The organism is Lachnoclostridium sp. An14 (assembly GCF_002160755.1).
Taxonomy (GTDB): domain Bacteria; phylum Bacillota; class Clostridia; order Lachnospirales; family Lachnospiraceae; genus Lachnoclostridium_A.
The window spans coordinates 1-26,613 of record NZ_NFLE01000016.1; the positions used below are offsets into that span (position 1 = coordinate 1).

A 26,613-nucleotide genomic window follows, 5' to 3' on the forward strand; every position below is an offset into this window, starting at 1 on the left:
TCCCCCAACCCGCTTGCCACCTCCCCCCAAATCCGCTATAATGGAACCACTGGGCCAAGGCTCAAACAAAAGAGAGAGACATTCTGCCGGAAGTGGAGCGACAAATCCGCCGCCTGCGGCATGAGAAAGAGGAGAGAACGAGATGGCAGCGGAAAAATGGATGCTACAGACAAAACGAGCGGATTTCCAGGAGATCGCGGAAAAGTTTCACATTAACCCCGTCACCGCCAGAATTATGAGAAACCGGGATGTGGTGGGAGAGGAGGCCATCCGCCGCTACTTATCCGGCGGCATCGGGGATCTGTACGATCCCCGCCTTTTAAAGGATGTGGAGCTGGCCGTCCGCATTTTAATAGAAAAAATCCAGGCGGGAAAACGGATCCGCATCATCGGCGACTATGACATCGACGGCGTCTGTTCCACCGCCATCCTTTACATGGCCCTGCGCCGGGCGGGGGCCCAGGTGGATTATGAAATTCCCGACCGCATCCGGGACGGCTACGGCATCAACGTGATGATCATTGAGGCGGCCTTCCGGGACGGGATCGACACCCTGCTCACCTGCGACAACGGCATCGCCGCGGTGGAGGAGATCCGCCGGGCAAAGGAGCTGGGAATGACGGTGATCATCACCGACCACCACGAGGTTTTAAACGTGGACGGAGAGGAAATCAAGCCGGCCGCCGACGCCGTGGTGGATCCCAAGCAGAAGGACTGCCCTTATCCAAATCCGGAGATCTGCGGCGCCGTGGTGGCCTGGAAACTGGTGAAACTCCTCTACGAGGCCTGCGGCATGGGAGAGCAGGAGTGGATGGAGCTTCTGGAGCTGGCGGCAGTGGCCACCGTGGGGGACGTGATGCGCCTCCAGGACGAAAACCGCATCATCGTCCGGGAAGGCTTAAAACGGATCGGCTCCACGAAAAACATAGGCCTGCGAAAGCTGGCGGAAAAAAACAACCTGGATTTAAACCACCTTACCGCCTACCACATCGGTTTCGTCATTGGCCCCTGCCTAAACGCCGGCGGCCGCTTACAGACGGCGAAAATGGCCCTGGCCCTTCTGCTCTGCGGCATGGACGGGGAGCACGGGCCGGATGCCCCGCAGCCGGAGGAAGTCCAGGCCGAGGCCGACCGCCTGGCCCTGGAGTTAAAAGAGCTAAACGACAAGCGGAAGGCCATGACCCTGGAGGGCACCGAGGCCGCCTCCGCCCTGGTAGATCAGTATTATCAGAATGACAAGGTGCTGGTGGTGTTTCTGCCCGACTGCCACGAGTCTCTGGCCGGCATCATCGCCGGCCGCCTGCGGGAGAAATACCAGAAACCGTCCCTGGTGCTCACCCAGGCTGAAAACGGGGCGAAAGGCTCCGGCCGCTCCATTGAGACCTACCATATGTTCCAGGGGCTGGTGGAGGTGCGGGATCTGCTGACGAAGTTTGGCGGCCACCCCATGGCGGCCGGTTTCTCCCTTCCGGAGGAAAACATCGGCGAATTCCGCCGCCGCCTGAATGAAAACGCCCGGCTGACGGAGGAAGATTTCACCGCCAAAATCTGGGTTGACGTGCCCATGCCGTTAGAGTATATCACAGAGGAGCTGGTGGAAGAATTTAAAGTCCTGGAGCCCTTTGGCCAGGGCAATGAAAAGCCTCTGTTCGCCCAGAAAAATTTAAGCATCCGCAGCGTCCGGGTACTGGGGAAAAACAGGAATGTGGCCCGCCTATCCCTGGTGACAGAGGGCGGCTACCCCATGGACGGCATCTGGTTTGGAGACGGGGACGGATTTTTGGCGGAAATGGGCTCCTGCCGCCGCATGGACGCGGTTTACTATCCCGACATAAACGAGTACAATGGAAACAGGAGTCTTCAGATTATTATTAAAAACTACCAGTTCCGGTAAGCATTTTTGCCGTTTCTGGTTGTATATAAGGAAAGAAAAAGGAGGTACAAGAAAATGGTGAAAGAAGTCATGGATTTTATCGCCGCTTATGACAGCGAGGTAGGCGCGGCCGTGCGGGCCGAGTTTGACCGGCAGTCCAGGAATCTGGAGCTGATCGCGTCGGAGAACATCGTATCCGAGGCGGTTATGATGACGATGGGAACGGTTCTCACCAACAAATACGCGGAAGGATACCCCGGCAAGCGCTACTACGGCGGCTGCGAGCACGTGGACGTGGCGGAGACCATCGCCATCGAGAGGGCCAAAAAGCTGTTTGGCTGCGACTATGCCAACGTGCAGCCCCACTCCGGCGCCCAGGCCAATATGGCGGTGTTCATCGCCATGTTAAAACCGGGTGATACGGTGATGGGAATGAACCTGGATCAGGGCGGCCACTTAACCCACGGCAGCCCCGTCAATTTCTCCGGCCTGTATTTCAACATCGTGTCCTACGGGGTAAACGATGAGGGCTACATCGACTATGACCAGGTGGAGCGCATCGCCATGGAGAACCATCCCAAGCTGATTATCGCCGGCGCCAGCGCCTACGGCCGCACCATTGATTTCAAGCGGTTCCGGGAGATTGCGGACAAAGCCGGTGCTTACCTGATGGTAGATATGGCCCACATCGCCGGACTGGTGGCCGCGGGACTTCATCCCAGCCCCATTCCCTACGCCGACGTGGTGACCACCACCACCCACAAGACCCTGCGGGGCCCCAGAGGCGGCCTGATCCTGGCAAACAAAGAGGCGGCGGAGAAATTCAACTTCAACAAGGCCATTTTCCCAGGCACCCAGGGCGGCCCCTTAGAGCACGTGATCGCCGCCAAGGCCGTCTGCTTTGGAGAGGCGTTAAAACCGGAGTTTAAGACGTACCAGCAGCAGGTGGTGAAAAACGCCGCCGCCCTGGCTGACGCCCTCCAGAAACAGGGCTTTCAGATTCTCACCGGCGGCACGGACAATCACCTGATGCTGGTGGATCTGAGGGACATGGACATCTCCGGCAAGGAGCTGCAGAACCGCTGCGACGAGGTCTACATCACCCTGAACAAAAACGCCGTTCCCGGCGACCCCAGGAGCCCCTTTGTCACCTCCGGCGTCCGCATCGGCACCCCGGCTGTGACCACCAGAGGCCTGGTAGAGGCCGACATGGAAAAGATCGCGGAGCTGATCTGGCTGACCGCCACCGACTTTGAGGCCAAGGCCGGCTACATCCGCGGAGAAGTGACGAAGATTTGTGAGAAATATCCTATTTACAGATAAAGAGGAACCTGTATGAAAACCTTAAAAGACGAGTGCAGAATCGCCGTGGTCCAGGCCACGCCTGTCATGTTTGACAAGGAGAAATGCCTTCAGAAGACGTTGGAGCTCATCGACAGGTGCGCCGCCAAAGCGGAGCTGATCGTGTTTCCGGAGCTGTTTATCCCTGGTTACCCCTACGGGATGACCTACGGCTTTACCGTTGGCTCCAGGAAGGAAAACGGCCGCGAAGACTGGAAAACTTACTATGACAACTCCATTTTAGCGGACGGGGAGGAGATGAAAGCCCTCATTGCCAGCGCCGTGCGCCATCAGGTATACGTGAGCATCGGCTACTCCGAGCGGGACGCCGTCACCGGCACCCTGTATAATTCCAACATGATGATCGCCCCAGACGGGACGGCCTTAAACCACCGGAAATTAAAGCCCACCGGCAGCGAGCGGGTGGTGTGGGGCGACGCCGACCGGGACTTTTTCCCGGTGATGGAGACGCCCTGGGGGCCTATGGGAAACCTGATCTGCTGGGAAAGCTATATGCCCCTGGCGCGGGTGGCCCTGTATCAGAAGGGGATCACCATCTACATTTCCCCCAACACCAACGACAACGAGGAGTGGCAGAACACCATCCGCCACATCGCCATTGAAGGCCACTGCTATTTCGTAAACTGCGATATGTTCTTCACAAAGAAGGACTACCCTCAGACGGAGAGCGCCGGGGCGGAGATCGCGGCCCTGCCGGATGTGGTCTGCCGGGGCGGGAGCTGCGTCATCGGCCCCAACGGCCACGCGGTTTCCGATACGGTCTGGGATCAGGAAGGCATCATTTACGCCACTCTGGATATGCAGAAGGTGCCCGCCAGCCGCATGGAACATGACGTCTGCGGCCACTACGCCCGCCCGGATGTGCTGAAACTGAATGTGAGGGACGAGTAAACCGAAACCTCCGCCAGGAGGAACCGGGAAACGGACGTCAAATAAAAGAGTAGAAAAGTCCTGCGGTGCCCGCTGTCCGGAAAAAGATCCGGATGGCGGGCATCCGCCGTTTCCCAGGACCATAGGAAAGGGCGTTCCCTGAGACACAAAGCCCTCCGCAGAACCCTCCGTAAAATCCTCCGCAAAACCTTCCGGCGGAAGGCGAAAGATACAGCGAAAGGTACATTCCGAGCCGGATAGTATTTCCCCATATTTTGTGGTAAACTATAGGCAAACCCCTGAACGATCCATCAAAAAAGAAAGGAGCCGCCATGCCGGAACGCGTCTACATCGCCATTGATTTGAAATCCTTCTACGCCTCCGTGGAGTGTATGGAACGGGGCCTGGACCCGCTGGCCACAAACCTGGTGGTGGCAGATGCCAGCCGGACGGAAAAGACCATCTGTCTGGCCGTTTCCCCATCGTTAAAGGCATACGGGATCTCCGGCCGCGCCCGGCTGTTTGAGGTGGTGGAGCGGGTGCGGGAGGTGAACGCGGAGCGGCTGCGCCTGGCGCCTGGCCGGGCTTTTTCCGGCTCCTCCTGGGATGACGGGGAACTGAAAGCCCATCCGGAGCTGAAACTGGACTACATCGCCGCCCCGCCGCGGATGGCCCACTACATGGAGTACAGCACCCGCGTCTACGACGTGTATTTAAAATATATCGCTCCCGAGGACATCCACGTCTACTCCATCGACGAGGTATTTATGGACGTCACCGCCTACTTAGACACCTACCGCCTGACGCCGCGGGAGCTGGCAAAGACCATCATCCAGGACGTGTTACAGACCACCGGCATCACCGCCGCCGCAGGCATCGGCACGAACCTCTACCTGGCCAAAATCGCCATGGACATCGTGGCCAAGCACGTGGACGCCGACGGGGACGGCGTGCGGATCGCCGAGCTGGACGAATACGCCTACCGCCGCCTGCTCTGGGGCCACCGTCCTCTGACTGACTTCTGGCGGGTGGGACGGGGCTACGCCAGGAAACTGGAGGAAAACGGCCTTTTTACCATGGGCGACGTGGCCCGCTGCTCCCTGGGCGGCCCGTCGGATTTCTATAACGAAGCCTTTCTGTACCGGCTGTTTGGTGTAAACGCCGAGCTTTTGATCGACCACGCCTGGGGCTGGGAGCCATGCACCATCGCCGACATCAAGGCCTACAAGCCCGCCTCCAAAAGCCTGGTCTCCGGACAGGTGCTCCAGTGCCCCTACTCCTGGGAAAAGGCCCGTCTGGCGGTGAAAGAGATGGCTGACCTTCTGGCCCTGGATCTGGTGGAAAAGGGACTGGTCACCGGCCAGATGGTGCTGACGGTGGGCTACGACATTGAAAACCTCACGGATCCGGAGCGAAAGAAATCCTACCGCGGGGAAATCCACCAGGACCGCTACGGCCGCCAGGTGCCCAAACACGCCCACGGCACCGCCAATCTGGACCGTCAGACCGCCTCCGCCCGGCTGATCACCGATGGGGTGCTGGAGCTTTACGACAGGATCGTGGACCGGAACCTTCTGATCCGCCGCCTCACCCTCACCGCCAACCAGGTGGAGGAGGAACGGGCCGTCAAAAAGGAGGAAACCTTCCGGCAGCTGGATTTATTCACCGACTACGCCGCGGAGGAAGAACGGCGCAGGGAGGAGGAAAAAGTCCTGGAGCGGGAGCGGAAAATGCAGCAGGCCGTGCTCTCCATCAAGAAGAAATTCGGCAAAAACGCCATTTTAAAGGGAATGAACCTGGAAGAAGGGGCCACCACAAAGACCAGAAACCAGCAGATCGGAGGACACAAGGCATGAGACGGGAGATTGACCACTCATTACAGAACAAATTTCAGAATTCCAGCCGGTATGAGGATATGCTGGAGCTGCCCCACCACATTTCCAGGGAGCGGCCGCGGATGGCCATGGAGGAGCGGGCCGCCCAGTTTTCTCCCTTCGCGGCCCTCACCGGCTACGGGGACGCCATCCGGGAGACGGGGCGGCTTACAGAGCGCCAGTTGGAGCTGGAACCGGACGTGAAAGACCGTTTAAACGAAAAACTCCGCCTTTTGATGGAGCTGCCAAGCCCCCGTCCGGAGGTGTCCATCGTCTATTTTCTGCCGGACGAGAAAAAGGAAGGGGGAAGTTACGTATCTGTACGCGGAAGGGTAAAAAAAGTAGATGAAAACAGCCGTCAGATTGTGCTGGAGAATGGCGGCAGGATTCCTTTGGAGGCGGTGATGGAGCTGGACGGAGACATCTTTTCATCAGAGGAATAGGATCTGTAAATAAAAAGGGATGCGCAATCGTGCGAATCCCGCCAGAGGCTTTTGTGCCGTAGGAACATCGTTTCCTACTATGATATGAAAAATATGAAAAAACGAGTCTGGAGAGAAATGTTCTCCAGGCTCGTTTGATATTACAGCTGTTTTTATTTGGAAACGGCAGCGCGGGCTTTATCACCCGCAGCTTTTCTCCTCCGCCTCCGTCTCCTTCTTCAGATTCTTATGAGCGGTGGCCAGCATGAGCTTGATGCGGTTTAGCTGGTTTACCTCGCTGGCGCCGGGGTCGTAGTCTACGGCGATGATGTTGGCGCCGGGGTACTGTTGGCGCAGCTCCTTGATCACGCCTTTGCCCACGATGTGGTTGGGCAGGCAGCCAAAGGGCTGGGTGCAGACGATGTTTTCCACTCCGGAGTGGATCAGCTCCAGCATCTCACCCGTCAGGAACCAGCCCTCGCCGGTCTGGTTGCCTAAGGATACGAAATCCTTGGCCATGTCCGCCAGCTTGTCGATGCGGGCCTGAGGGCCGAAATGACGGCTGGCCTCCAGCTCCTTCCTGGCGGTTTTGCGGAAATACTCCAGAAGGGAGATTCCCATGTTGCAGAGCCGGGCAGTGGATTTTTTGCCGCCTAAGTGTTCGGCCTTAAAGTTGCTGTTGTAGAAACAGTACAGCAGGAAATCCATGAGATCCGGCATCACCGCCTCCGCGCCCTCGGACTCCAAAAGCTCCACGATGTGGTTGTTGGCCAGGGGGGAGAATTTCACCAGGATCTCGCCCACAATGCCCACCTTCGGCTTTTTCACATCCAGACGGGGCAGGCTGTCAAACTCCCGGATAATTCCCTTCACATTCCGCCCAAACTCCATCATGGACGGGTTCTTCTTTGACAAAGAGGCGATGCAGCGCTCCCGCCATTTGGCGTGCAGGGCGTCGGCCGCTCCCGGTTCCTTCTCGTAGGGCCTGGTGGCGTAGAGCACCCGCATGAACACATCCCCGTACACCACCGCCTGCATGGCCTTGGTGAGCATGAGGGGGCTCATGGTAAAGCCGGGGTTCGTCTCCATGCCGTTGGCATTGACAGAGATCACGGGAATCTGGCTCATGCCCGCCTTCTCCAGGGCACGGCGGATAAAGCCGATGTAGTTGGAGGCGCGGCAGCCGCCGCCGGTCTGGCTCATGACCACAGCGGTGTGGTCTAAGTCGTATTTTCCGGACAGCAGGGCGTCCATGATCTGTCCGATGACGATGAGGGACGGGTAGCAGGCGTCGTTGTTTACATACTTTAAGCCCATGTCCACGGCGTTCCGGTCGTGGTTTTGCAGCACTTCCAGCTTGTAGCCGAAGGAGCGGATGGCCGGCTCAATGAGCTCAAAGTGGATGGGAGACATCTGGGGGCATAAAAGGGTGTAGTCCTTTTTCATCTCCTTGGTAAACATGACCCGGTTGTAGGCGCTGGAAACCACCTTCCGCTCAATGTGTTTCTGGTCTCTCACCCGCAGGGAGGAGATCAGGGAGCGGATGCGGATTCTGGCGGCGCCCAGGTTATTCACCTCGTCGATCTTTAACACAGTATAAATCTTTCCGGAGCGGGTGAGAATGTCGCTTACCTGGTCGGTGGTGACGGCATCCAGGCCGCAGCCGAAGGAGTTTAACTGGACCAGGTTCAGGCATTCGGAGTGTTTTACCACCTCGGCAGCCCGGTACAGGCGGCTGTGATACATCCACTGGTCGGTGACGATCAGGGGGCGCTCCGGGGTTCCCAGATGGGAGATGGAGTCCTCTGTCAGCACCGCGAATCCATAGGAGGTGATCAGCTCCGGGATTCCGTGATGGATCTCCGGATCCACGTGGTAGGGGCGGCCGGCCAGCACGATTCCCTGCTTGTGGTTCTGTTTCAGGTATTGGATGACCTCCTCGCCCTTCTTTTCCATATCTGTCCGGGACTGGAGAAGCTCCGCCCACGCCTTTTTGGCGGCAGCGGCCGTCTCCGCCTCCGGAATGTCAAATTCCTTCTTAAAGAAGTCCACTAGCTGGGCCGACAGCACTTCCTCGTTGGTGAAGGCCATGAAAGGATTTAAGAAACGGATTCCCTTTTCCTTGATTTCCTCCACGTTGTTTTTGATGTTCTCCGCGTAGGAGGTGACCATGGGGCAGTTGAAATGGTTGCCCGCCTCCGGCGTCTCGTTCCTCTCGTAGGGGACGCAGGGGTAGAAAATGGTCTGAATGTCCTGAGCGATCAGCCAGGCGATGTGGCCGTGCACCAGCTTGGCCGGGTAGCACTCCGACTCGCTGGGGATGGACTCGATGCCCAGCTCGTAGAGCTTTTTCGTGGACTGAGGAGACAGCACGGTGCGGAAACCCAGCTCCTTAAAGAGAACGGCCCAGAAGGGGAAATTCTCGTACATATTCAGCACCCGCGGGATGCCGATGGTGCCTCTGGGAGCGATGTCCGCCGTCAGGGGCTCGTAGTCAAACATCCGGTGGTACTTGTAGTCAAACAGGTTTGGAATGTCCTTTTTCACCTTCTCCTTGCCCAGGCCCCGCTCACAGCGGTTTCCGCTGACGAAGTGGCGGCCGCCGCCGAACTGGTTGATGGTGAGCACGCAGCTGTTGGTGCAGCCCTTGCAGCGGGAGATGGTGGTGGTGTACTTTAAGCCCAGGATCTTTTCCATGGGGAGCATGGTGCTGCCCTTGGCGGCGTCGTAGCGCTCCCTGGCGATGAGGGCCGCCCCGAAGGCGCCCATGATCCCGGCGATGTCCGGGCGGACGGCGTCGCAGCCGGCGATCTTCTCAAAGCTGCGGAGCACGGCGTCGTTGTAAAAGGTGCCGCCCTGTACCACCACGTGTTTTCCCAGGTCAGAGGCGGAGGTGATCTTGATGACCTTAAACAGGGCATTCTTGATCACGGAGTAGGCCAGTCCGGCGGAGATGTCCGCCACGGAGGCGCCCTCCTTCTGGGCCTGCTTTACGTTGGAGTTCATAAATACGGTGCAGCGCGTTCCCAGGTCCGTGGGATTTTTCGCGAACAGGGCCTCTTTGGCGAAATCCTTTACCTCGTAGTTTAAGGATTTGGCGAAGGTCTCGATGAAGGAGCCGCAGCCGGAGGAGCAGGCTTCGTTTAACTGCACGCTGTCCACGGCGCCGTTTTTGATGCGGATGCACTTCATGTCCTGGCCGCCGATGTCCAGGATGCAGTCCACCTCCGGCTCAAAAAAGGCGGCGGCGTAGTAGTGGGAGATGGTCTCCACCTCGCCCTCGTCCAGCATAAAGGCGGCCTTTAAAAGGGCCTCGCCGTAGCCGGTGGAGCAGGAGTAGACGATCTTTGCCTTTTCCGGAAGCAGCTCGTTGATCTCCCCCATGGCGCGGATGGCCGTGGCCAGAGGAGAACCGTTGTTATTGTCGTAGAACCGGTAGAGGAGGCTTCCGTCCTCGCCCACCAGGGCCACCTTGGTGGTGGTGGAACCGGCGTCGATGCCTAAAAAGCAGTTGCCCTCGTAGGTGGAAAGATCTGCTTTTTTCACGCAGTGGCCGTTGTGCCGCTCCGTGAAAGCGCGGTATTCCTCCTCGTCCGCGAACAGGGGCTCCATCCGCTTGACCTCAAAGTCCATCTGGATGCCGTGCTCCAGCTTGTGGATCAGGCTGTCAATCTCCATGGCGCCCTTGCCCTCGCTGTTCATGGCGGCGCCGATGGCGGCAAACAGGTGGGAGTGGTCCGGGGCGATGATGTGCTCCGGGGTCAGGCGCAGGGTGCGGATAAAGGCGTTTCTCAGCTCCGGAAGGAAGTGGAGCGGGCCGCCGAGGAAGGCCACGTTTCCGCGGATGGGTTTTCCGCAGGCCAGTCCACTGATGGTCTGGTTTACTACGGCCTGAAAAATAGAAGCAGCCAGATCCTCTCTGGTAGCTCCTTCATTGATCAGCGGCTGAATATCCGATTTTGCGAATACGCCGCAGCGGGCGGCGATGGGGTAGATGGCCTTGTAGTTTTTCGCGTACTCATTTAAGCCGGCCGCGTCCGTCTGGAGCAGCGATGCCATCTGGTCGATAAAGGAACCGGTGCCTCCGGCGCAGATGCCGTTCATGCGCTGGTCGATGCCGCCGGTAAAGTAGATGATTTTGGCGTCCTCGCCGCCCAGCTCAATGGCTACGTCCGTCTGAGGGGCATAGTCCTGAAGGGACGTGGCCACGGACACCACCTCCTGAACGAAGGGGACGTCCAGATGCTTTGCCAGGGTCAGACCGCCGGAGCCGGTGATCATGGGAGCCAGCTCGATGGCGCCCAGCTTCTCCTTCGCCTTGCGGAGCAGTCCGGCCAGAGTTCCCTGGATATTGGCAAAATGGCGCTCATAATCGGCGAACAGCATTTTGTTCGCCGGGTCCAGAATGGCGATCTTCACGGTTGTGGAACCGATGTCGATGCCCAGGGTATTATGTAAATCTTTCATAGATACTCGGGATAAATCCCTGCCTCCTTTGTATTATGAATGGGAATTGGTTGACGTAACTTCAAGTACGGGGTACAGTTTAGCATATATTAAGAAAGAATACAATTGGTAAGGTATGTTAAAAAGTTGTAAAAAAGTCGTTTTTCCGGGAAAAACGAGGAAAAAGAGAGGTTTAACACACGTTGACAAACACGGGATCACTCACTATAATGGTATACGTCGGAAGTTTGGCTTTTATGAAAAGGACTTCGGCAAATATCTATATATTTTAATGAAAGGACAGCAGCAGGTTATGGATAGTGGCTCGTGCTACCACGCGGAAATTGAAGAAGGACGAAAGCGAAAACCTGCACTGGACGGCGAAGCATGATCCGGGCCTTTCTGGTGCAGGTTTGAGTGCGCTGCACGGAAGAAAGGAGAATAAGACATGATTCGTATTTTTAAGACGGAAGACGGTGCGATTCATCAGAAGGATGAGATCACGGCAGGGTGCTGGATTGCGCTGACAGACCCCACGGCGACGGAGATTTTGGAGATTGCGGACCGTTACCACATTGATCCCGACGATTTGAGGGCGCCTCTGGATGAGGAGGAGCGTTCCCGTATCGAGACAGAGGAAGGATACAGCATGATCCTTGTGGACATCCCCGTCATTGAGGAGAGAAATGGGAACGACTGGTATGAGACTATCCCCATGGGCATTGTGACCACCGACGAGGCGATCATCACGGTCTGCCTGGAAGACACGGCGGTTCTGGGGGCCTTCATGGATGGCCGCGTCCGGGATTTCTACACCTATATGAAGACCCGTTTCATTTTACAGGTGCTTTATAAAAACGCGCAGCAGTACCTGCAGTACCTGAGAATCATCGACAAAAAGAGCGGTGTGATCGAGAAAAAGCTCCACCAGTCCACGAAAAACAGGGAGCTGATTGAGCTTCTGGAGCTGGAAAAGAGCCTTGTGTACTTCATCACCTCCCTGCGGGCAAACGAGGTGGTGCTGGAGAAACTGCTGAAAAATGAGAAGATCAAAAAATATCCGGAGGACACGGATCTTCTGGAGGATGTAATCATTGAGAACAAGCAGGCAATCGAGATGGCCAACATCTACAGCGGCATTTTAAGCGGTATGATGGATGCCTTCGCCTCCGTAATTTCCAACAATCTGAACATTGTCATGAAATTCCTGGCGGCGGTCACCATCGTGATGTCGATCCCTACCATGGTATCCAGCTTTTACGGCATGAACGTAAATGAGGCCGGGATGCCCTTCGCGTCCAGCCCGTGGGGATTTCTCATCATCTTCCTCTTTGCCGTGGCCCTGTCCCTTCTGGTGGCAGTGGTGTTCCACAAAAAGGATTTCTTATAATTTCAAATCCCGGTCAATTTCAGTAAAAGGAAGGCAGAATGGAATTTTTTAAAAAGATCGAACGGAAATACGGAAGGTATGCGATCCGCCATCTGATGAACTACATCGTGGCGATGTACGTGGTGGGCGCCATCCTTCAGTATGTCAATCCCTGGTTTTATTTTGAATGGCTGAGCCTGGACGCTCCCGCCATTCTCAAGGGGCAGATCTGGCGCGTGGTCACCTTTATGGCGTGGCCCCCCTTTGGAAACATGGTCTCCAACGCGCTGATGATCTACCTCTACTACAATTTAGGACAGACGCTGGAGCGGGTCTGGGGGGCGTTTCGCTTTAACATCTATATGTTTTTGGGAATCCTGGGCCATGTGATCGCGTCGCTGGTACTCTATCTGGTATTTGATCAGAGAGTGCCCCTTACTACGACGTACCTGAATATGTCCCTGTTTTTCGCTTTCGCGGCCACATTCCCGGACTTACAGTTCTGGCTGTATTTCGTGGTGCCGATCCGGGCGAAGTGGCTGGCATTGATCTATGGCCTGTTTGCCATAGAGGGGCTGCTCACAGGCGGGACGGCAGCTCGGGTGGAGATTCTGTTCTCCCTGTTAAACTTTATCCTGTTCTTCGCGGTGACCCGCAATTACAGCCGGGTAAATCCCAGGGAGATCCGGCGCAGGCAGGATTTTAAGACCCAAGTAAAAATGAAACCGCAGGGCCAGACCCATCATAAATGCGCGGTCTGCGGCAGGACAGAGCTGGACGGGGACGACCTGGAGTTCCGCTACTGTTCCAAATGTGAGGGAAACTATGAATATTGTCAGGACCACCTCTACACGCATAAGCACGTGACAAAGGATCCACAATAAGCTTACTGGAAAGCCCCGTTTCCCTGTCCCCGGGGATTGCGCACGGCGCGGAACCGCAGGGACATTCGAGACGCTGTACTATAAATAAGGAAAAGAATCCGGAGGGTTAGAGAATGAAGAAAACGAAGATTATCTGCACCATGGGACCGAACACCAACGACAGAGAGATCATGAAACAGCTCGCCTTAAATGGAATGGACGTAGCCCGTTTCAACTTCTCCCATGGGGACTACGAGGAGCACAAAGGCCGTCTGGAGCTTTTAAAGAGCATTCGGGATGAGCTGGATCTGCCCATCGCCGCCCTGCTTGACACCAAGGGGCCGGAGATCCGTACCGGATCCTTAAAGGACGATAAGAAGGTCACCCTCGTGGAGGGCCAGGACTACGTGCTGACCACCAAAGAGGTGCCCTGCGACGATAAAATCTGCTATATCAACTATGACCGCCTCCACGAGGACGTGGTTCCGGGAAACACCATCCTCATCGACGACGGACTGATCGCCATGGAGGTGACGGAGGTCAAGGGAGAGGAAATTCACTGTAAGGTGTTAAACGGCGGCGAGCTGGGCTCCAAAAAGGGCGTCAATGTGCCCAATGTAAAGATCAAGCTGCCGGCCCTGACCCAGAAGGACAAAGAGGACATTCTCTTTGGTATCCGTGAGGGCTTTGATTTCATCGCCGCCTCCTTCGTGAGAACGGCGGACGCCATCCGTGAGATCCGTCAGATCCTGGATGAGAACGACTGCGATATGGGAATTATCGCGAAGATCGAGAACGCGGAGGGAATCGAGAACCTGGATGCCATCATCGCTGAGGCGGACGGCATTATGGTAGCCCGCGGAGATATGGGCGTGGAGATTCCGGCGGAGAAGGTTCCCTATATTCAGAAAACCATCATCCGCAAGTGCAATGAGGCCTGCAAGGTGGTCATCACCGCCACTCAGATGCTGGATTCCATGATCCGCAATCCCAGACCCACCAGAGCGGAGGTAACAGACGTGGCCAACGCCGTTTACGACGGAACGGACGCGGTGATGCTCTCCGGCGAGACGGCTATGGGAAAATACCCGGTGGAGGCCGTACAGATGATGGCAAAGATCGTGGAGGATTCCGAGTCCCATCTGGACTATTCCACATACCGCCACAGAAATACCATCGTGGCCCAGGGCGTCAGCAATATTTCCAACGCTGTCTGCTCCGGAACCGTTTCCACGGCCCACGAGCTGAACGCGAAGGTGATCGTAACCCCCAGCATCAGCGGTTTCACGGCGAAACTGCTGTCCAAGTGGAGACCGGAGGCGCCCATCATCGGCCTGTCCCCCAGCGCCGCGGCGGTGCGCCGGATGCAGATTTACTGGGGTGTAAAGCCGTACCAGGCTAAGCGGGCGGACTCCACAGATATTCTGGTGTACGCGTCCATCGAGCTTTTAAAGGAGAAGGGCGTGCTCCAGGAGGGCGATCTGGCCGTTGTGACGGCGGGCGTGGTGAGCTATTCCAAGCGCCATGAGCCGGCCAGCGATACCAATATTATGAGAGTAGTGATCGCGGATTAAGGTGAAACGGTTGCCGTTTGATAAAAGATTAAAATAGAATAGCTGGACAAAGAGGTCCGCCTTGGATACAATAGCATTACGCGATGTGCCCGGAGGCGGGCCTTTTTTAAGAAAATCCGGCGGGCGCCAACGGCGTTCCGGCGCATAGTTTCAGGAAAAACCGGCGGGCGGATGGACGGGACGCCCATTTGGCAGAGAGGAGAAATACAGTTATGGAGAAAAAGACGTTTGTGACACGGGAACAGCTGGAGGAGATCACGAAAACCTACCCCACGCCGTTCCATTTATACGATGAAAAGGGAATCCGGGAGAACGCGAAACGGGTAAAAGAGGCGTTCGCGTGGAATCCTGGCTTTAAAGAGTATTTTGCGGTGAAGGCCACGCCAAACCCGAGGATTCTGGAGATTCTGCGGGATTACGGGTTCGGCACGGACTGTTCCTCCGCCACGGAGCTGATGATGTCGGAGGCCGCCGGTTTTACAGGCCATGACATTATGTTTTCCTCCAACGATACCCCGGCGGAGGAGTTCCAGATGGCGGACGAGATGGGCGCCATCATCAACCTGGACGATTTCACCCATATCGAGTTTTTAGAGCAGGTGCTGGGGCGGATTCCGGAGACCATCAGCTGCCGGTTTAACCCCGGCGGCGTGTTTAAAATCAGCAACAGCATCATGGACAACCCCGGCGACGCGAAGTACGGGATGACAGAGGCCCAGATGTTTGAGGCCTTCCGCGTTCTGAAGGAGAAGGGGGCGAAGGAGTTCGGCATCCACGCCTTCCTGGTGAGCAACACGGTGACCAACGAGTATTATCCCATGCTGGCGGAAAAGCTGTTTGAGCTGGCGGTGCGGCTGCAGAAGGAGACGGGGGCAAAGATTCGCTTTATCAACCTCTCCGGCGGCGTGGGCATCCCCTACAGCCCGGATCAGGAACCGAACGACATCTATGCCATCGGCGAGGGCGTCCGTCAGGCCTATGAGAAAATCCTCACTCCCGCGGGAATGGGGGATGTGGCTATCTACGCGGAGATGGGCCGTTTCATGCTGGGGCCCTACGGCTGCCTGGTGACGAAGGCCATCCACGAGAAACACACCTACAAGGAGTACGTAGGGGTGGACGCCTGTGCGGTGAACCTGATGCGTCCTGCCATGTACGGGGCTTACCACCATATCACGGTGATGGGAAAGGAGCAGGAGCCCTGCGACCACAAGTACGACATTGTAGGTTCCCTGTGCGAGAACAATGACAAGTTCGCCATTGACCGGATGCTGCCGAAGATCGACAAGGGCGACCTGCTAGTAATCCACGACACCGGCGCTCATGGATTCTCCATGGGCTACAATTACAACGGAAAGCTGCGCTCCGCCGAGCTGCTTTTAAAGGAGGACGGTTCCGTCCAGCTCATCCGCCGCGCGGAGACGCCCCAGGATTATTTTGCTACCCTGGATGTGTGCGGGGAGATGAAGAAATACCTGTAAGGGCTGCCGGATGGCTGGGACTGGCCAGGCTTGCGGCCTGTCAGCCTAGAGCGTAAAAATAGGAATTATACAGAATATAATAAGAAGAAAAGAGTCAGAACTGACGGGGACGCGGCTGCGGCCGCTGCGGCCGGTTCCGGCTCTTTTCCTGTTAAACGAGAATGCTTCGCAAGGAGGCGCACTCCGCGTAAAGGAAAATGGCCGCTGGCGCACCGGAGCTGAAAGAATTCTTTCACAGACAGAAAAATCCCTGCGCCGTGATGGAGCGCAGGGGGGACTTTTTCTTTCGAATTCGGGATTTCAAAAAAGGGTAAAAGTGAATTGCTTTCTTTATGGTCTTAGTATATCATACCCCGCTGGAAAATGTTTGAAGACTGTTTAAATAGATTATGAAGAAATTCTTAAGATTCGGGACTTTTGGGAGAAAGATGAAAGGATTGTAAAGGTTTCGTAAGGGGATGGGGCGCTCTGTCGCTCCCCGCGGGGAAACGGCTGCTTTCGCAGTCCCGTTTCTGCCGCGGGGGCGGGAGAGCTACCGGCCGCCTGTTTTACGTCCGGCCGCGGGCCTTCATGTGCCGGTGCGCGGCCACTCCGGCGGCAGCCACCGCCAGCTCTGTGAGAGGATAGGAAATCCAGATCCCTGTCATTCCCAAAAGGAAGGACATCAGGAAGGCCATGGGGATGATTAGGATAAGTCCCCGCAGCAGGGAGAGCACGTGGGCCGGCAGGGCGCGCTCAATGGAGGTAAAATATGTGGCCAGGATGATGTTGTAACCGGCGAAGGGGACGGATAAAAAGTACAGCTTCAGGCCGGAGACGGCAATCTGCTGGAGAATGGGATCCCTTTCGCTGTTGAACACGGCGGCCACGGGGGAGGCAAATACAAAGAGGAACAGGTACACTAGGCCGGAGACCGCCAGGGTGGTTCCTAAGGCGTAGCGAAACACCTCCCTCATCTGCTGCCTGTTTCCCCTGCCGTAGGCGCTGCTGACCAGGGGCTGCATTCCCTGGGAGATTCCGGTGTAGACAGCCACTACCACCAGGGAGATATTGGCAACGACGCCGTAGGCTGCCACTCCGGTATTTCCAGTGATCCCCAGGATAAGGGCGTTGAAGGTGATCATGACAATGCCGGAGGACAGCTGGGCGATCAGAGACGGGAACCCGAGGGACACGGTCTGGCCCATGACGGCGGCGTCCGGTTTCACCTTTGTCAGGTGGAAACTGTGTCTTTTCCTCAGCCAGTGGGGGGACATGACGGCGATGCTGATAATGGGCGACAGCCCTGTGGCGAAGATGGCGCCGAAAATCCCCATGCGGAAGGGGAAGATGAAGACGTAGTCCAGCACGATGTTTGCAAAGCTGCCGATGAGCATGGCGACCATGGCCAGCTGGGGGCTGCCGTCATTTCTCACGTAGCAGAGAAATACGTCGTTGAGGATAAAGGCCGGGGCAAAGAGGAGCAGCCAGCGCAGGTATGTCTCCGTCATGGCAAATACGGTGCCGTCCGCCCCCAAAAGAAGGGACAGCTGCCCGGAAAACAACAGCCCTGTGAGGAAAAACAGGGCGGACAGCAGGGCGGCGAGATAGAGGGTGTTGGTGTAAATGCAGTCGATGTCCCGGCTGCGGCCCTGGCTTTTGTAAATGGAAAATTTCGTCGCTCCGCCCATCCCCAGCATGAGGCCGCTACCGTGGATGAAGTTGTAGATGGGGATAGCGAGGTTTAAGGCGGTGAGGCCGTTGGTGCCCAGGCCTTTGGACACGAAAAAGGTGTCTGCCAGGATGTAGCAGGACACGCCCAGGGTGCCCAGGACACTTAAAACGGTGTAGCGCGCGAAATCCCGCGCGCAGGTCTGCTGTTCCATGAGATGATCCTCCTGTCAAAAAAAATAGCGCCAGAATTTTCTATCTTCATTGGCCTAACGATAGAAAATCTGACGCATAGCTCCCATACCCGGCGGCAGGGGAGTATCTTTCTGTATCGACGTACAGCGTAGCACGAATGGGTGGAAAAGTCAAATGGTATTTTTGTGGGACGGGTGAGGCTGGTTTATTGGGGAGGATGAGGCGGAAGGAGGCGGCCGGAAACGCCTTTGGACAGCCGGGCCCAAACCGTTTCCGGCAAAATTTTTACCATCCCTGTTTCTTGGCCTCCCACTCCAGGATCGAGCCGCTGTAGGCGTCGATCTTAAATTCGTATTTCATTCCGTCGTGTTTTAATTCTCCCTCGTACTCCATACGGCCGTCGTCCTCGTCCAGATGGAGGGAAACGGCGGCTGCCGGGGCGCCGGGGACGCGGTCTAAAACGGCCTGCCTGGCCTGATCCTCGGAAAGCATTCCCGTTCCCGGCTGAGGGCTGGTCTGGGCCGTCTTTGTCTCGTAGTCGTATTTGATCACGGAGCCGTCGGAAACCCGGATGTCATAGTTGTATTCTGTCCCGCCGGAGGTGAAGAATTCCACCTCGAAGATTTCCTGGCCGTCGTCAAAGTCCCGTTTGGCCTCGATGAATACCAGATCGGCCTCTGTCACTCCTGCGTGGGAGAGGGCGATGGACTGGGCCTGAGATTCGGTGATGGAGGCGGAGGACTGGCCTGCGGGGGCTGGCTGCGGCTGGCCTGCGGAGGCCTGTGACTGGCCTGCGGGTGTCTGTGACTGGCCCGCATGGGCAGCTGCCGGGGCTTGATCTGTGCCTGCGGCCGGCTGGCCGGAGCCGGGGGCCTGGCTGGCTGGAGACTGGCCGTCAGCGGAAACTCTGGTGGAAGTTTCGCCGGAGCCGTCTGGGGAAACGGACTGGCCTTCCGCGGAAGTTCCGCCGGTTTCGCCGGCTGCCAGGATTTCGTCTGTGGAAACGGCTCCGGCTGCGCCGGGTTTCTCTGCGCCAGCGCCATCCCCGCCCGCGGCGCTGCTCAAACCCTCGATTACCACGCCGGTCATGGCGTCGATGTCGTATTCGTACTGGATTCCGTTTCCGGTAAAGTTGATCTCATAGTAAAAGGTCCCGTTTTTGCTGTCCAGGCCGGCGGAGGAAAAGTCCGCCTGAGCGGCGGGGACACCCGCGTCGTTCAGGGCTGCCTCCTTTGCGGCGGCAATGCCGATGTACTCGGCGGTGGAGGCTTTCGGGTTTCCGCCGCAGGCAGAGAGTCCCAGGACGAGAGCTCCGAGGCCAAGCGCGGACAGAAGGCGGGGCCCCCCGGGCCGCTGATTCTTATTTTTCATACACATCCCTCTTTTCGCTGCGTTTCCGGCGGCGGGAAACGGCTCCTGCCGCCGGGGATTTCTTTTATTATATCTGGAAATATATCAGACAGACATTAAAAAAATGTTAGAAACTGGCTCCTGGCTTACGATACCGGAAGGCGGACCGTAAAGCGGCTGCCTTGTCCCGGCTGGCTTTCCACCGCCACAGAGCCTCCGTGGAGCAGTACGATCTGCCGGATCATAGACAGCCCCAGGCCCAGGCCGGAACCAGCTTCCCGGGACGTTTTTACCTGGTAGAACCGCTGCCAGATCTTTTCCTGTTCTTCCGCCGGGATGCCGATGCCGTCGTCCTCCACCTCCAGGACAGCCCAGGAATGGTCGGTGTACAGGCGCAGGATGATGCGGCCGTTTTCCCGCCCGTATTTTCTGGCGTTGTCCAGGAGGTTTCCCATGACGCGGGAGATCAGAAATGGGTCGACGCCGGCGAAAACACCGTCCTGGATCTGGGTCTCCAGGGAGATGCCCCCCTCGCCGCTGTCCTGCTCCTCACAGAGAATCCGGGCCATTTCACTTAAGTTTGTCCGCTCCTTTTTCAGCTTTTGGGTGCCCAGATCCAGGCGGGTCATATCCAGAAGACGGCTGATGAGAAGGGACATTTTCTGGGCCTGGCGGTCGATGACCTCGATGGCCTCCCGGTATTCTTCCGCGGTGCCGGCGTGTTTTTTGGCGTAGCTGCACTGGGCCAGGATCACGGCAGTGGGGGTGCGCAGCTCGTGGGAGGCGTCGGAGGTGAACTGTTTTTCCGCCTCAAAGGCCTGTTCCAACCGCTCAAACATATGGTCAAAGGAGCTGGAGAGACGGCTCACCTCGTCCCGCCCTTCCGGCAGGCCGATGCGCCTGGTTAGATCCTGGCCTTCGCTGATGGTTTCCGCCACGTCCGCGATGCGGGAGATGGGAGCCAGGGCCCGCCGGGCCATGAGGTAGCCCCCCGCGGCGGCCAGCAGGATGAGAAAGGGCAGCACGATGGAAAATATGGTGAAAATGCTGTCTGCCATCTGCCCGCTGTCAGCGCTCCTTAACACTCCTCGAAGCCAGACGCCGTCCTCCCAGCCGGAGGGAATCCAGAAATCCAGCACGTAAAAATCCCCGTCTCCGCCGGCCACAAATTTGGTCACTCCGTTTTCCAGCTCCGTTTCCACGGGGAAGGAAGGGGGCGTCTGGCCGGAGAGAAGGGCGCCGTTTTTGCTGTAGATCAGCATATACACGTCGTTGGTGTAGAAACGGAAGTCCGGGGAGAGGGACAGGGCGCCGTTTTCCAGGGAAACCTCCGTCAGATTACCGCGGACGGTGAGAGAGAGGATGTTAAAGGCCTCTTTTTCCGCCACCCGGCCGCTGACCAGCAGGATCAGCCCCAGGCAGAGGGCGGCCGTCAGGGCCATAAAGCTGGTAAACCATAGGGTGAGCTTGCCTTTGATGGAAAAACGCCGTCTCATTCTGCCTCCTTGATCATCCAGCCGGAGCCCCAGACGGTGCGGATCAGCTTTTTGGGGGAACCGCCGTCAATTTTCTTCCGAAGATAGCTGATGTAGACGTCCACCACGTTGGAACCGCCGCTGTAGTCGTAGTTCCAGATGTGGTTTTCGATTTTTTCCCGGGAGAGGACGATGCCGGGGTTCATGCACATATATTCCAGGATGGCGTACTCCTTGGAGGACAGCTCGATGGTACGCCCTGCGCGGACAGCCCTGTGGCTGCCGGTGTCTAAGGATAAGTCGCCTACCTGGAGCACGCTGGATCTGTGGGAGCTGCGTTTCCTGGTCATGGAGCGGATGCGGGCCAGCAGCTCGTCAAAGTCGAAGGGCTTGACCAGATAGTCGTCCGCCCCGGAGTCCAGGCCGTTTACCCGGTCGGCGATGCTGTCTCTGGCGGTGAGGAACATGACGGGCAGATCCATGCCCCTTTGTCTCACCGCCTTTAACACCGCAAGCCCATCCATTTTCGGCATCATAATGTCCAACACCGCGCCGTCGTACTCCGTGTGCTCCAGGTAGTACAGGGCCTCCTCCCCGTCGAAACAGGCGTCCACCCCATAGCCCTCCTTTTCCAGCACTTTCGCAATCAGCCGGTTTAAATCCCTCTCGTCCTCGGCTACCAAAATCCTCATATGACCTCCTTGCGCCGCCGCGCGTATTTCGAATACCGTCAGGCAGATGGCTGGAACGCCGCAGGCGTGAAACCATCTGGCTTTCATGATTCGTGATCACCGCGTGAGCGGCCATGTCTGTTTTGTGATAGAAGATAAGGTTATTATAAGGGATGGGAGGGGGTGGGGTCTAATGGTTTTTGTGATAAGGGGTAAAAATGTTTCAGACGCTCATGTAATTACACCGGAAGACAGGGGCTGGAATAGCAGTTTTACATGATATAGCGTAATTAAAACAAAATAATGCCAAATACAGCGGCTATGACAATCAATAGGATTGGCGAGAACTCTTTCTTCTTTCGCAACGGATAGACAATCGACAGCGCGGTGAGGATAATCAAAAGGAAAAGGGCTGACCAATCGAGGACAATGCCATCTTGCCCGCCGAATACAGATGTGAAAGCCATGCAGACGCCGGTTGCAAGGATAATTCCCATTAAGCAGGGCTTGATTCCTCTTAATACCGCCTGCACATTTCTATGCTTGAGCCATTTCCGCAGGAACATGGTGACAAGCAGGATAATGATAAAAGACGGCAGTACTACACCTGATGTGGCGGCAATCGCACCTCCGATGCCCGCTTGAGAACCTCCAATGTACGTTGCGGCATTTACCATGATTGGCCCAGGTGTTGATTCACTGAGCGCCACCATATTGCCAAACATGGTTTCCGTCATCCACCCCTGCGCCAGGACACTTTCTTTGATAAGAGGAATGGCTCCGTAAGCGCCGCCAAAAGCAAACAGTCCTATTTTGAAAAATTCCCAAAAAAGAGCCAGGTAAATCATTTTTGCACCCCTTTCCCATTAGGCAGTGTAAATATACAAAAGCTGGCAATTCCCGCAATCAGGATCAGATAAATCGTTGAGAAACGGATGCCGGACAGATTGAGCGCCAGGACAATCACAAAAAACACTGCGGCGAACGCGATACTTACCGATTTGTCAGGTGTCTTTTTTAGCATCTTTTTTATCATTTTTACTGCCGCCTGCATAATCAGGACAGCAACAGCGATCCGGATTCCCTTAAAGGCATTTGCGGCAAGCGGAAAACTTAGAAAACTTTCGAAGAAGGTGGATATGAATAAAATAATAAAAAATGACGGCAGTACGATACCCACAGTTGCGGCAATAGCTCCAGCAAGCCCGGCTTGTTTATATCCGGTATAAGTAGCGCAGTTTATGGCGATGGGACCTGGTGTCGATTCAGCAACCACAGTCACATCCATAAGCTCCTCGGAAGTGATCCATTGCTTTTTTTCCACACATTCATGATCCAAAAGGGAAATCATGGCATATCCGCCGCCAAAAGTGAACGCGCCAATTTTGGCAAAGGTCAAAAAGAGTTCGGGAAGAATCTTCATTTAGCATTTCCCTCCTTAAATTCACATTGACAAACCGTTGTATTCCGATCCAGTTTCTGGGATTGCTCATACATCTTCTGGACTGACTTGAAAAGTTGATGAACGGCTTCCGGGCTCGGCAGGTAATGTGTGTGATAACCGTACTTTTCTCCATAGACCAATCCGGCTTCCCGCATGACTTTCATGTGCTGGGAAATGGCAGATTCGCTGATTCCCATTTTTTTGGAGAGAGAGCGCACACAATGTTTGCGTTCCAGCAGGCAGGTCCAGATGCGGTATCGCGTCGGTTCGCCCAAGGCTTTCATAATGCTTTCAGTATCTATAAATACCACCTTCTTTTATTTTAGTATTAGCTTAATTATATAATCGGTTTTTATTTAAGTCAATGCTAAAACAAATAGTGAGGAGTTTGCAATGATGAAAGATACAGGTGAGGTTTGATTTGCTTTTCGGTATGGCTTAATTTGGGGATTTCTTCTTTTTGGATCTATTTTTTTGCGGTCTAGTTCTCTGGATTTGCCTCCCGTTCCTTTTCTTCGATATAAAAACGAAAACGTGCAGCCTTCACGCAACCGGAATTACGCGAAAGCTACACGTTGTGCCTTCATCATAATGGAAATAGGAGGAAATTTCAAAGGGACTTTTTCACAAAAACCCTGTAGATGCTATTTGGGGAAAACGCCTTCCCAGGCGCTGTCCTCCGGGAAACAGGAGCTGACCCGGTCTGTATTGTGAAAATCGTACAAATATCAGCGGAGTTATGGTTCAGCGGCCTGACTGCCTCGATGTTTGAACGTCTCCGCTGCTCTTTTCCAGCTCTGCCATAGAAAACCCGGCTAAAGGAACCGTTTCCCAGCTCTTATTACCAAATACTGTCCAATATCACAGCTCCCGTCCCAGCAGATACCCCTGGGTAATTGCCGCGCCGGCCAGCCCTACCTTGGCGGCATCGCCGATCACCCGCACGTCGTAGCCCCGTTCCTTCAGCTCGTCCGCCAGTCTGGTTTCCGGTCTGGAGCCCACGGAGAGAACGACCGTATCTGCGGGCACTTCCTCGTTTACCGCGCCGGAGAGGACCACAGAGCCGTCTTTGATCTCCGTAACCGTTGTTTTCGTGCAGATGCGCACCTTGTTCTTTTCCAGGTCTGCCAGAAGTCCCCATCTGGGCACCACCAGCTCGTCGGTGGCGATGTCGTCCATCATTTCCACGAGGGTGACGTTCTTTAAGTTGGAGGCCAGATGGTTGGCAGTTTCCGCGCCCACACAGCCGCCGCCGATGACGACGATCCTGGCTCCGGTATTGGCAGCCCCGGAGAGGACGTCGTGGGAGGTCACCACGTTGGGGCCGTCTGCTCCCGGAATCCTCGGAATCACGGGAACGGCTCCGGTGGCGGCGATCACCACGTCAGGCTTTTCCAGATCCACCAGCTCTTTGGTCACTTCCGTTTCCAGAATCACCGGAACGCCCAGGTTCTCCAGCTGATGGAGCTGCCAGGTGATGAAGGACGTGATCTCTCCTTTTCCGGCCGGCACGGCTCCCAGACGGAACTGGCCGCCGGCCCAGCGTCCCTTTTCATAAACTTTTACGCGGTGACCGGCCTCCGCCGCGGAGATGGCGGCCTGCAGCCCGCCGGGGCCTGCGCCGATGACCATGACCTTTTTCGCCTCCCCGGCGTGAACCGGCAGATACTCGCTCTCATGCCCGAGGGTGGGATTTAAAATACACTCTCCGGGAACATTTGCCAGCAGTTTTCCGATGCAGCCGTGATGGCAGCCGATGCAGGTGCGGATGTCGTCGAAACGGCCTTCCTTCGCCTTGTTGGGCGTCTCCGGGTCAGCCAGGGACTGGCGGCCGAAGGAAACCAGATCGGCCTTCCCGCAGGACAGTACATTTTCCGCAATCCGCACATCGTTGTAGCGGCCGACGGTGATCACCGGGAGAGAGGTGACCTGTTTCACCTCTGCCGCCATGTCGGCGATCCAGGCGTGTCCGCAGTACATGGACGGAATCACGGTGTCGAAGGAGCGGTACACTCCGGCGGTTACGTGTACATAGCTGATTCCTGCCTGCTCCAGGTAGGGAACGATGGTTTTTGTGTCTTCAATGTTGCGTCCGCCGGTTACGTACTCGTCGGAGGAAATACGGTAGCCTACGATAAAATCATCGCCGCATTTCCTGCGGATGTCGCGGATGATTTCCAGGGCGAAACGGATCCGGTTCTGCAGGGGTCCGCCGTAGGCGTCTGTCCGCTTATTAGAATAAGGAGACATAAACTGGGCGATCAGGTAGCCGTGAGCTCCGTGGATTTCCACGCCGTCAAATCCCGCCTCCTTGGCCCGTCTGGCGCAGTCGCCGTAGTGGGAGACGGTGGCATGGATTTCTTCTAAGGTCATTTCGTGAGGCATATCCGGGCTGAAAGGGCAGGGGATGGCAGAGGGAGCCCACGGCGCCTGTCCGATGACGGCCCGGCTGGTCTGCCTGCCGGCGTGGTAAATCTGGGCAATCAGAACGGTGCCGTGCTGATGGATGCGCCGGGTAAACTCCCGGAAACCGTCGATCTGACTGTCATTCCACAGGCCAGGCAGGTATTTGAACCCTTTGCCCTCCGGGGACACGGCAAAATCCTCGGTGATAATCATACCAAAGCCGCCTTTGGCCTTTGCCTCGTGATAAGCGGTGAATTTTTCCGTACAGGTGCCGTCCTCGTTGCAGTAGTTCATAACCATGGCGGGAACCACGCAGCGGTTTTTCAAAGTTTTCCCATTGATGGAAAATGGGCTGAATAAGTGATCTAACATAGTACCAACCTCCTGAGATGAATGTGTAGCCGGCTGTGAAATTCGAATTCGTTGTTATTATATTAACATAGATTGACCCATGAGTCAATAGTGACTTGTAAGTCAATAATGACCTAAAAGTCAATTGTTTTGCCTCTATGTTCAAAATCCAGGGAAAAGTATGGAACCCGGAAACAATTTACTTTTCCAGCCAGATATATTATAATGTGTGTCACGAATATAAGGCACGAGGACGGAGGTAGGACAAATGGCCATATCGGAGGAGAAAAGCCGGCAGATCCAGGATGAGAGGCGCCGCCAGATCCTGGATACGGCCCTGCTGCTTTTTGACGAGCAGGGATATTCCAATACAAAGATCAGCGATATTTCAGAAAAAGCGGGCATCAGCAAGGGGTTGGTGTATCGGTATTTCCGGTCAAAGGAGGAAATTTTCTTTGCTTTGCAGGATAAAATAGATGTCTGTCTTGATGAATGTTTCTCCATGCCATCCGCGCTGGAGGGCATCCGCCTGTTCAGCCTGCGGCTGCTGTCGTATCCTTATTATAATGAATACGTCCCGCCGCTGCGGGTGTACTTTAGCGCCCTGGTGAGAGGAGAGGTCAGCCTGGACACGGAGGAAAATCCCATTCGGGAGGATTTTGGAAGGGAATATTTCGGCTCTTTATTTAAGAGAGGGCAGGAGGAAGGCGTTTTCAAAGAGGGGGACAGCCAGCTGTTTGGAGATATTTACTGGAAATATCTGCTGGGCTGCCTGGCCACGATGTGCCAGCCTGGGAAACAAAAGGAATCTCATCCCGATGTGGATGAGGCGCTGGAGCTGTTTCGGAAATGATGAAAATGTGTGCCCATCCCGCCGGAGGCTTTTATGTCATAGGAAACGAAACCTCCGATGGTATAAAAAAGGAGAGGCATGGCC

Annotated in this window: 19 protein-coding genes; 10 read left to right on the forward strand and 9 right to left on the reverse strand. The window is 56.0% G+C overall.

Annotated features, from left to right (window positions below):
* Nucleotides 1-142 precede the first annotated feature (142 nt).
* The 5 genes from recJ to B5E84_RS10480 all read left to right on the forward strand — a co-directional run bounded on the left by recJ (nucleotide 143) and on the right by B5E84_RS10480 (nucleotide 6,422).
* Nucleotides 143-1,894, forward strand: a complete 1,752-nt coding sequence (gene recJ / locus B5E84_RS10460) for a single-stranded-DNA-specific exonuclease RecJ (protein WP_087222450.1) — start codon at nucleotides 143-145, stop codon at nucleotides 1,892-1,894.
* 54 nt (nucleotides 1,895-1,948) lie between these two features.
* Nucleotides 1,949-3,196 (forward strand): serine hydroxymethyltransferase, encoded by a 1,248-nt coding sequence (gene glyA, locus B5E84_RS10465; RefSeq protein WP_087222452.1) that lies wholly within the window; start codon nucleotides 1,949-1,951, stop codon nucleotides 3,194-3,196.
* 12 nt (nucleotides 3,197-3,208) lie between these two features.
* Complete coding sequence (locus B5E84_RS10470) at nucleotides 3,209-4,126, forward strand: carbon-nitrogen hydrolase family protein (RefSeq protein WP_087222454.1); 918 nt, start codon at nucleotides 3,209-3,211, stop codon at nucleotides 4,124-4,126.
* Between the two features lie 311 nt (nucleotides 4,127-4,437).
* The gene (locus B5E84_RS10475; protein WP_087222456.1) at nucleotides 4,438-5,961 is read left to right on the forward strand and encodes a Y-family DNA polymerase; all 1,524 of its coding nucleotides are present in this window, start codon (nucleotides 4,438-4,440) and stop codon (nucleotides 5,959-5,961) included.
* Complete coding sequence (locus B5E84_RS10480; protein WP_087222458.1) at nucleotides 5,958-6,422, forward strand: hypothetical protein; 465 nt, start codon at nucleotides 5,958-5,960, stop codon at nucleotides 6,420-6,422. Before B5E84_RS10475 ends, B5E84_RS10480 begins: the two co-directional genes overlap by 4 nt.
* Before the next feature lie 180 nt (nucleotides 6,423-6,602).
* Here the strand turns inward: B5E84_RS10480 and B5E84_RS10485 are convergent, their stop codons facing one another.
* Nucleotides 6,603-10,868 carry a 2-hydroxyacyl-CoA dehydratase gene (locus B5E84_RS10485; protein ID WP_087222460.1) on the reverse strand — a complete coding sequence of 1,422 codons (4,266 nt, stop codon included), beginning with the start codon at nucleotides 10,866-10,868 and terminating at the stop codon, nucleotides 6,603-6,605.
* 427 nt (nucleotides 10,869-11,295) lie between these two features.
* Between B5E84_RS10485 and B5E84_RS10495 the strand changes: the two genes are divergently transcribed.
* The 4 genes from B5E84_RS10495 (at nucleotide 11,296) to lysA (ending at nucleotide 16,134) form a co-directional block, all read left to right on the forward strand.
* On the forward strand, nucleotides 11,296-12,237 hold the full coding sequence (locus B5E84_RS10495) for a magnesium transporter CorA family protein (RefSeq protein WP_087222465.1): 942 nt from the start codon (nucleotides 11,296-11,298) through the stop codon (nucleotides 12,235-12,237).
* 38 nt (nucleotides 12,238-12,275) lie between these two features.
* Nucleotides 12,276-13,100: a hypothetical protein gene (locus B5E84_RS10500; RefSeq protein WP_087222467.1), complete on the forward strand. Its 825-nt coding sequence runs from the start codon at nucleotides 12,276-12,278 to the stop codon at nucleotides 13,098-13,100.
* Between the two features lie 113 nt (nucleotides 13,101-13,213).
* Nucleotides 13,214-14,653 (forward strand): pyruvate kinase, encoded by a 1,440-nt coding sequence (pyk, locus tag B5E84_RS10505; RefSeq protein WP_087222469.1) that lies wholly within the window; start codon nucleotides 13,214-13,216, stop codon nucleotides 14,651-14,653.
* A 212-nt stretch (nucleotides 14,654-14,865) separates the two neighbouring features.
* Complete coding sequence (gene lysA, locus B5E84_RS10510) at nucleotides 14,866-16,134, forward strand: diaminopimelate decarboxylase (RefSeq protein ID WP_087222471.1); 1,269 nt, start codon at nucleotides 14,866-14,868, stop codon at nucleotides 16,132-16,134.
* A gap of 548 nt (nucleotides 16,135-16,682) precedes the next feature.
* Here the strand turns inward: lysA and B5E84_RS10515 are convergent.
* From B5E84_RS10515 to B5E84_RS10550, 8 genes are all read right to left on the reverse strand, one after another.
* The gene (locus B5E84_RS10515; RefSeq protein ID WP_087222473.1) at nucleotides 16,683-17,999 is read right to left on the reverse strand and encodes an MATE family efflux transporter; all 1,317 of its coding nucleotides are present in this window, start codon (nucleotides 17,997-17,999) and stop codon (nucleotides 16,683-16,685) included.
* 265 nt (nucleotides 18,000-18,264) lie between these two features.
* The gene (locus B5E84_RS10520) at nucleotides 18,265-19,350 is read right to left on the reverse strand and encodes a PepSY domain-containing protein (protein ID WP_162612846.1); all 1,086 of its coding nucleotides are present in this window, start codon (nucleotides 19,348-19,350) and stop codon (nucleotides 18,265-18,267) included.
* 125 nt (nucleotides 19,351-19,475) lie between these two features.
* A complete protein-coding gene (locus tag B5E84_RS10525) occupies nucleotides 19,476-20,825 on the reverse strand; it encodes a sensor histidine kinase (protein ID WP_087222477.1) in 1,350 nt (449 codons plus the stop codon).
* Nucleotides 20,822-21,496 carry a response regulator transcription factor gene (locus tag B5E84_RS10530; RefSeq protein ID WP_087222479.1) on the reverse strand — a complete coding sequence of 225 codons (675 nt, stop codon included), beginning with the start codon at nucleotides 21,494-21,496 and terminating at the stop codon, nucleotides 20,822-20,824. The genes B5E84_RS10525 and B5E84_RS10530 overlap by 4 nt, the downstream gene beginning before the upstream one ends.
* Nucleotides 21,497-21,765: 269 nt before the next feature.
* Nucleotides 21,766-22,323 (reverse strand): chromate transporter, encoded by a 558-nt coding sequence (locus B5E84_RS10535; RefSeq protein ID WP_087222481.1) that lies wholly within the window; start codon nucleotides 22,321-22,323, stop codon nucleotides 21,766-21,768.
* Nucleotides 22,320-22,898 carry a chromate transporter gene (locus B5E84_RS10540; protein WP_087222483.1) on the reverse strand — a complete coding sequence of 193 codons (579 nt, stop codon included), beginning with the start codon at nucleotides 22,896-22,898 and terminating at the stop codon, nucleotides 22,320-22,322. The genes B5E84_RS10535 and B5E84_RS10540 overlap by 4 nt, the downstream gene beginning before the upstream one ends.
* A complete protein-coding gene (locus B5E84_RS21405) occupies nucleotides 22,895-23,203 on the reverse strand; it encodes an ArsR/SmtB family transcription factor (RefSeq protein WP_242963346.1) in 309 nt (102 codons plus the stop codon). The genes B5E84_RS10540 and B5E84_RS21405 overlap by 4 nt, the downstream gene beginning before the upstream one ends.
* Before the next feature lie 577 nt (nucleotides 23,204-23,780).
* Nucleotides 23,781-25,697 (reverse strand): oxidoreductase, encoded by a 1,917-nt coding sequence (locus B5E84_RS10550; protein WP_087222485.1) that lies wholly within the window; start codon nucleotides 25,695-25,697, stop codon nucleotides 23,781-23,783.
* Nucleotides 25,698-25,944: 247 nt separating this feature from the next.
* On the opposite strand from B5E84_RS10550, the gene B5E84_RS10555 reads away from it, so the two are divergent.
* Nucleotides 25,945-26,529 (forward strand): TetR/AcrR family transcriptional regulator, encoded by a 585-nt coding sequence (locus B5E84_RS10555; RefSeq protein ID WP_087222487.1) that lies wholly within the window; start codon nucleotides 25,945-25,947, stop codon nucleotides 26,527-26,529.
* The last annotated feature ends 84 nt before the right edge of the window (nucleotides 26,530-26,613 follow it).

Excerpts from the sequence above, each read along its gene's own strand:
- recJ (WP_087222450.1), top strand. The coding sequence starts at position 143 with ATGGCAGCGGAAAAATGGATGCTACAGACAAAACGAGCGGATTTCCAG.
- glyA (WP_087222452.1), top strand. The coding sequence starts at position 1,949 with ATGGTGAAAGAAGTCATGGATTTTATCGCCGCTTATGACAGCGAGGTA.
- B5E84_RS10470 (WP_087222454.1), top strand. The coding sequence starts at position 3,209 with ATGAAAACCTTAAAAGACGAGTGCAGAATCGCCGTGGTCCAGGCCACG.
- B5E84_RS10475 (WP_087222456.1), top strand. The coding sequence starts at position 4,438 with ATGCCGGAACGCGTCTACATCGCCATTGATTTGAAATCCTTCTACGCC.
- B5E84_RS10480 (WP_087222458.1), top strand. The coding sequence starts at position 5,958 with ATGAGACGGGAGATTGACCACTCATTACAGAACAAATTTCAGAATTCC.
- B5E84_RS10485 (WP_087222460.1), bottom strand. The coding sequence starts at position 10,868 with ATGAAAGATTTACATAATACCCTGGGCATCGACATCGGTTCCACAACC.
- B5E84_RS10495 (WP_087222465.1), top strand. The coding sequence starts at position 11,296 with ATGATTCGTATTTTTAAGACGGAAGACGGTGCGATTCATCAGAAGGAT.
- B5E84_RS10500 (WP_087222467.1), top strand. The coding sequence starts at position 12,276 with ATGGAATTTTTTAAAAAGATCGAACGGAAATACGGAAGGTATGCGATC.
- pyk (WP_087222469.1), top strand. The coding sequence starts at position 13,214 with ATGAAGAAAACGAAGATTATCTGCACCATGGGACCGAACACCAACGAC.
- lysA (WP_087222471.1), top strand. The coding sequence starts at position 14,866 with ATGGAGAAAAAGACGTTTGTGACACGGGAACAGCTGGAGGAGATCACG.
- B5E84_RS10515 (WP_087222473.1), bottom strand. The coding sequence starts at position 17,999 with ATGGAACAGCAGACCTGCGCGCGGGATTTCGCGCGCTACACCGTTTTA.
- B5E84_RS10520 (WP_162612846.1), bottom strand. The coding sequence starts at position 19,350 with ATGAAAAATAAGAATCAGCGGCCCGGGGGGCCCCGCCTTCTGTCCGCG.
- B5E84_RS10525 (WP_087222477.1), bottom strand. The coding sequence starts at position 20,825 with ATGAGACGGCGTTTTTCCATCAAAGGCAAGCTCACCCTATGGTTTACC.
- B5E84_RS10530 (WP_087222479.1), bottom strand. The coding sequence starts at position 21,496 with ATGAGGATTTTGGTAGCCGAGGACGAGAGGGATTTAAACCGGCTGATT.
- B5E84_RS10535 (WP_087222481.1), bottom strand. The coding sequence starts at position 22,323 with ATGATTTACCTGGCTCTTTTTTGGGAATTTTTCAAAATAGGACTGTTT.
- B5E84_RS10540 (WP_087222483.1), bottom strand. The coding sequence starts at position 22,898 with ATGAAGATTCTTCCCGAACTCTTTTTGACCTTTGCCAAAATTGGCGCG.
- B5E84_RS21405 (WP_242963346.1), bottom strand. The coding sequence starts at position 23,203 with ATGAAAGCCTTGGGCGAACCGACGCGATACCGCATCTGGACCTGCCTG.
- B5E84_RS10550 (WP_087222485.1), bottom strand. The coding sequence starts at position 25,697 with ATGTTAGATCACTTATTCAGCCCATTTTCCATCAATGGGAAAACTTTG.
- B5E84_RS10555 (WP_087222487.1), top strand. The coding sequence starts at position 25,945 with ATGGCCATATCGGAGGAGAAAAGCCGGCAGATCCAGGATGAGAGGCGC.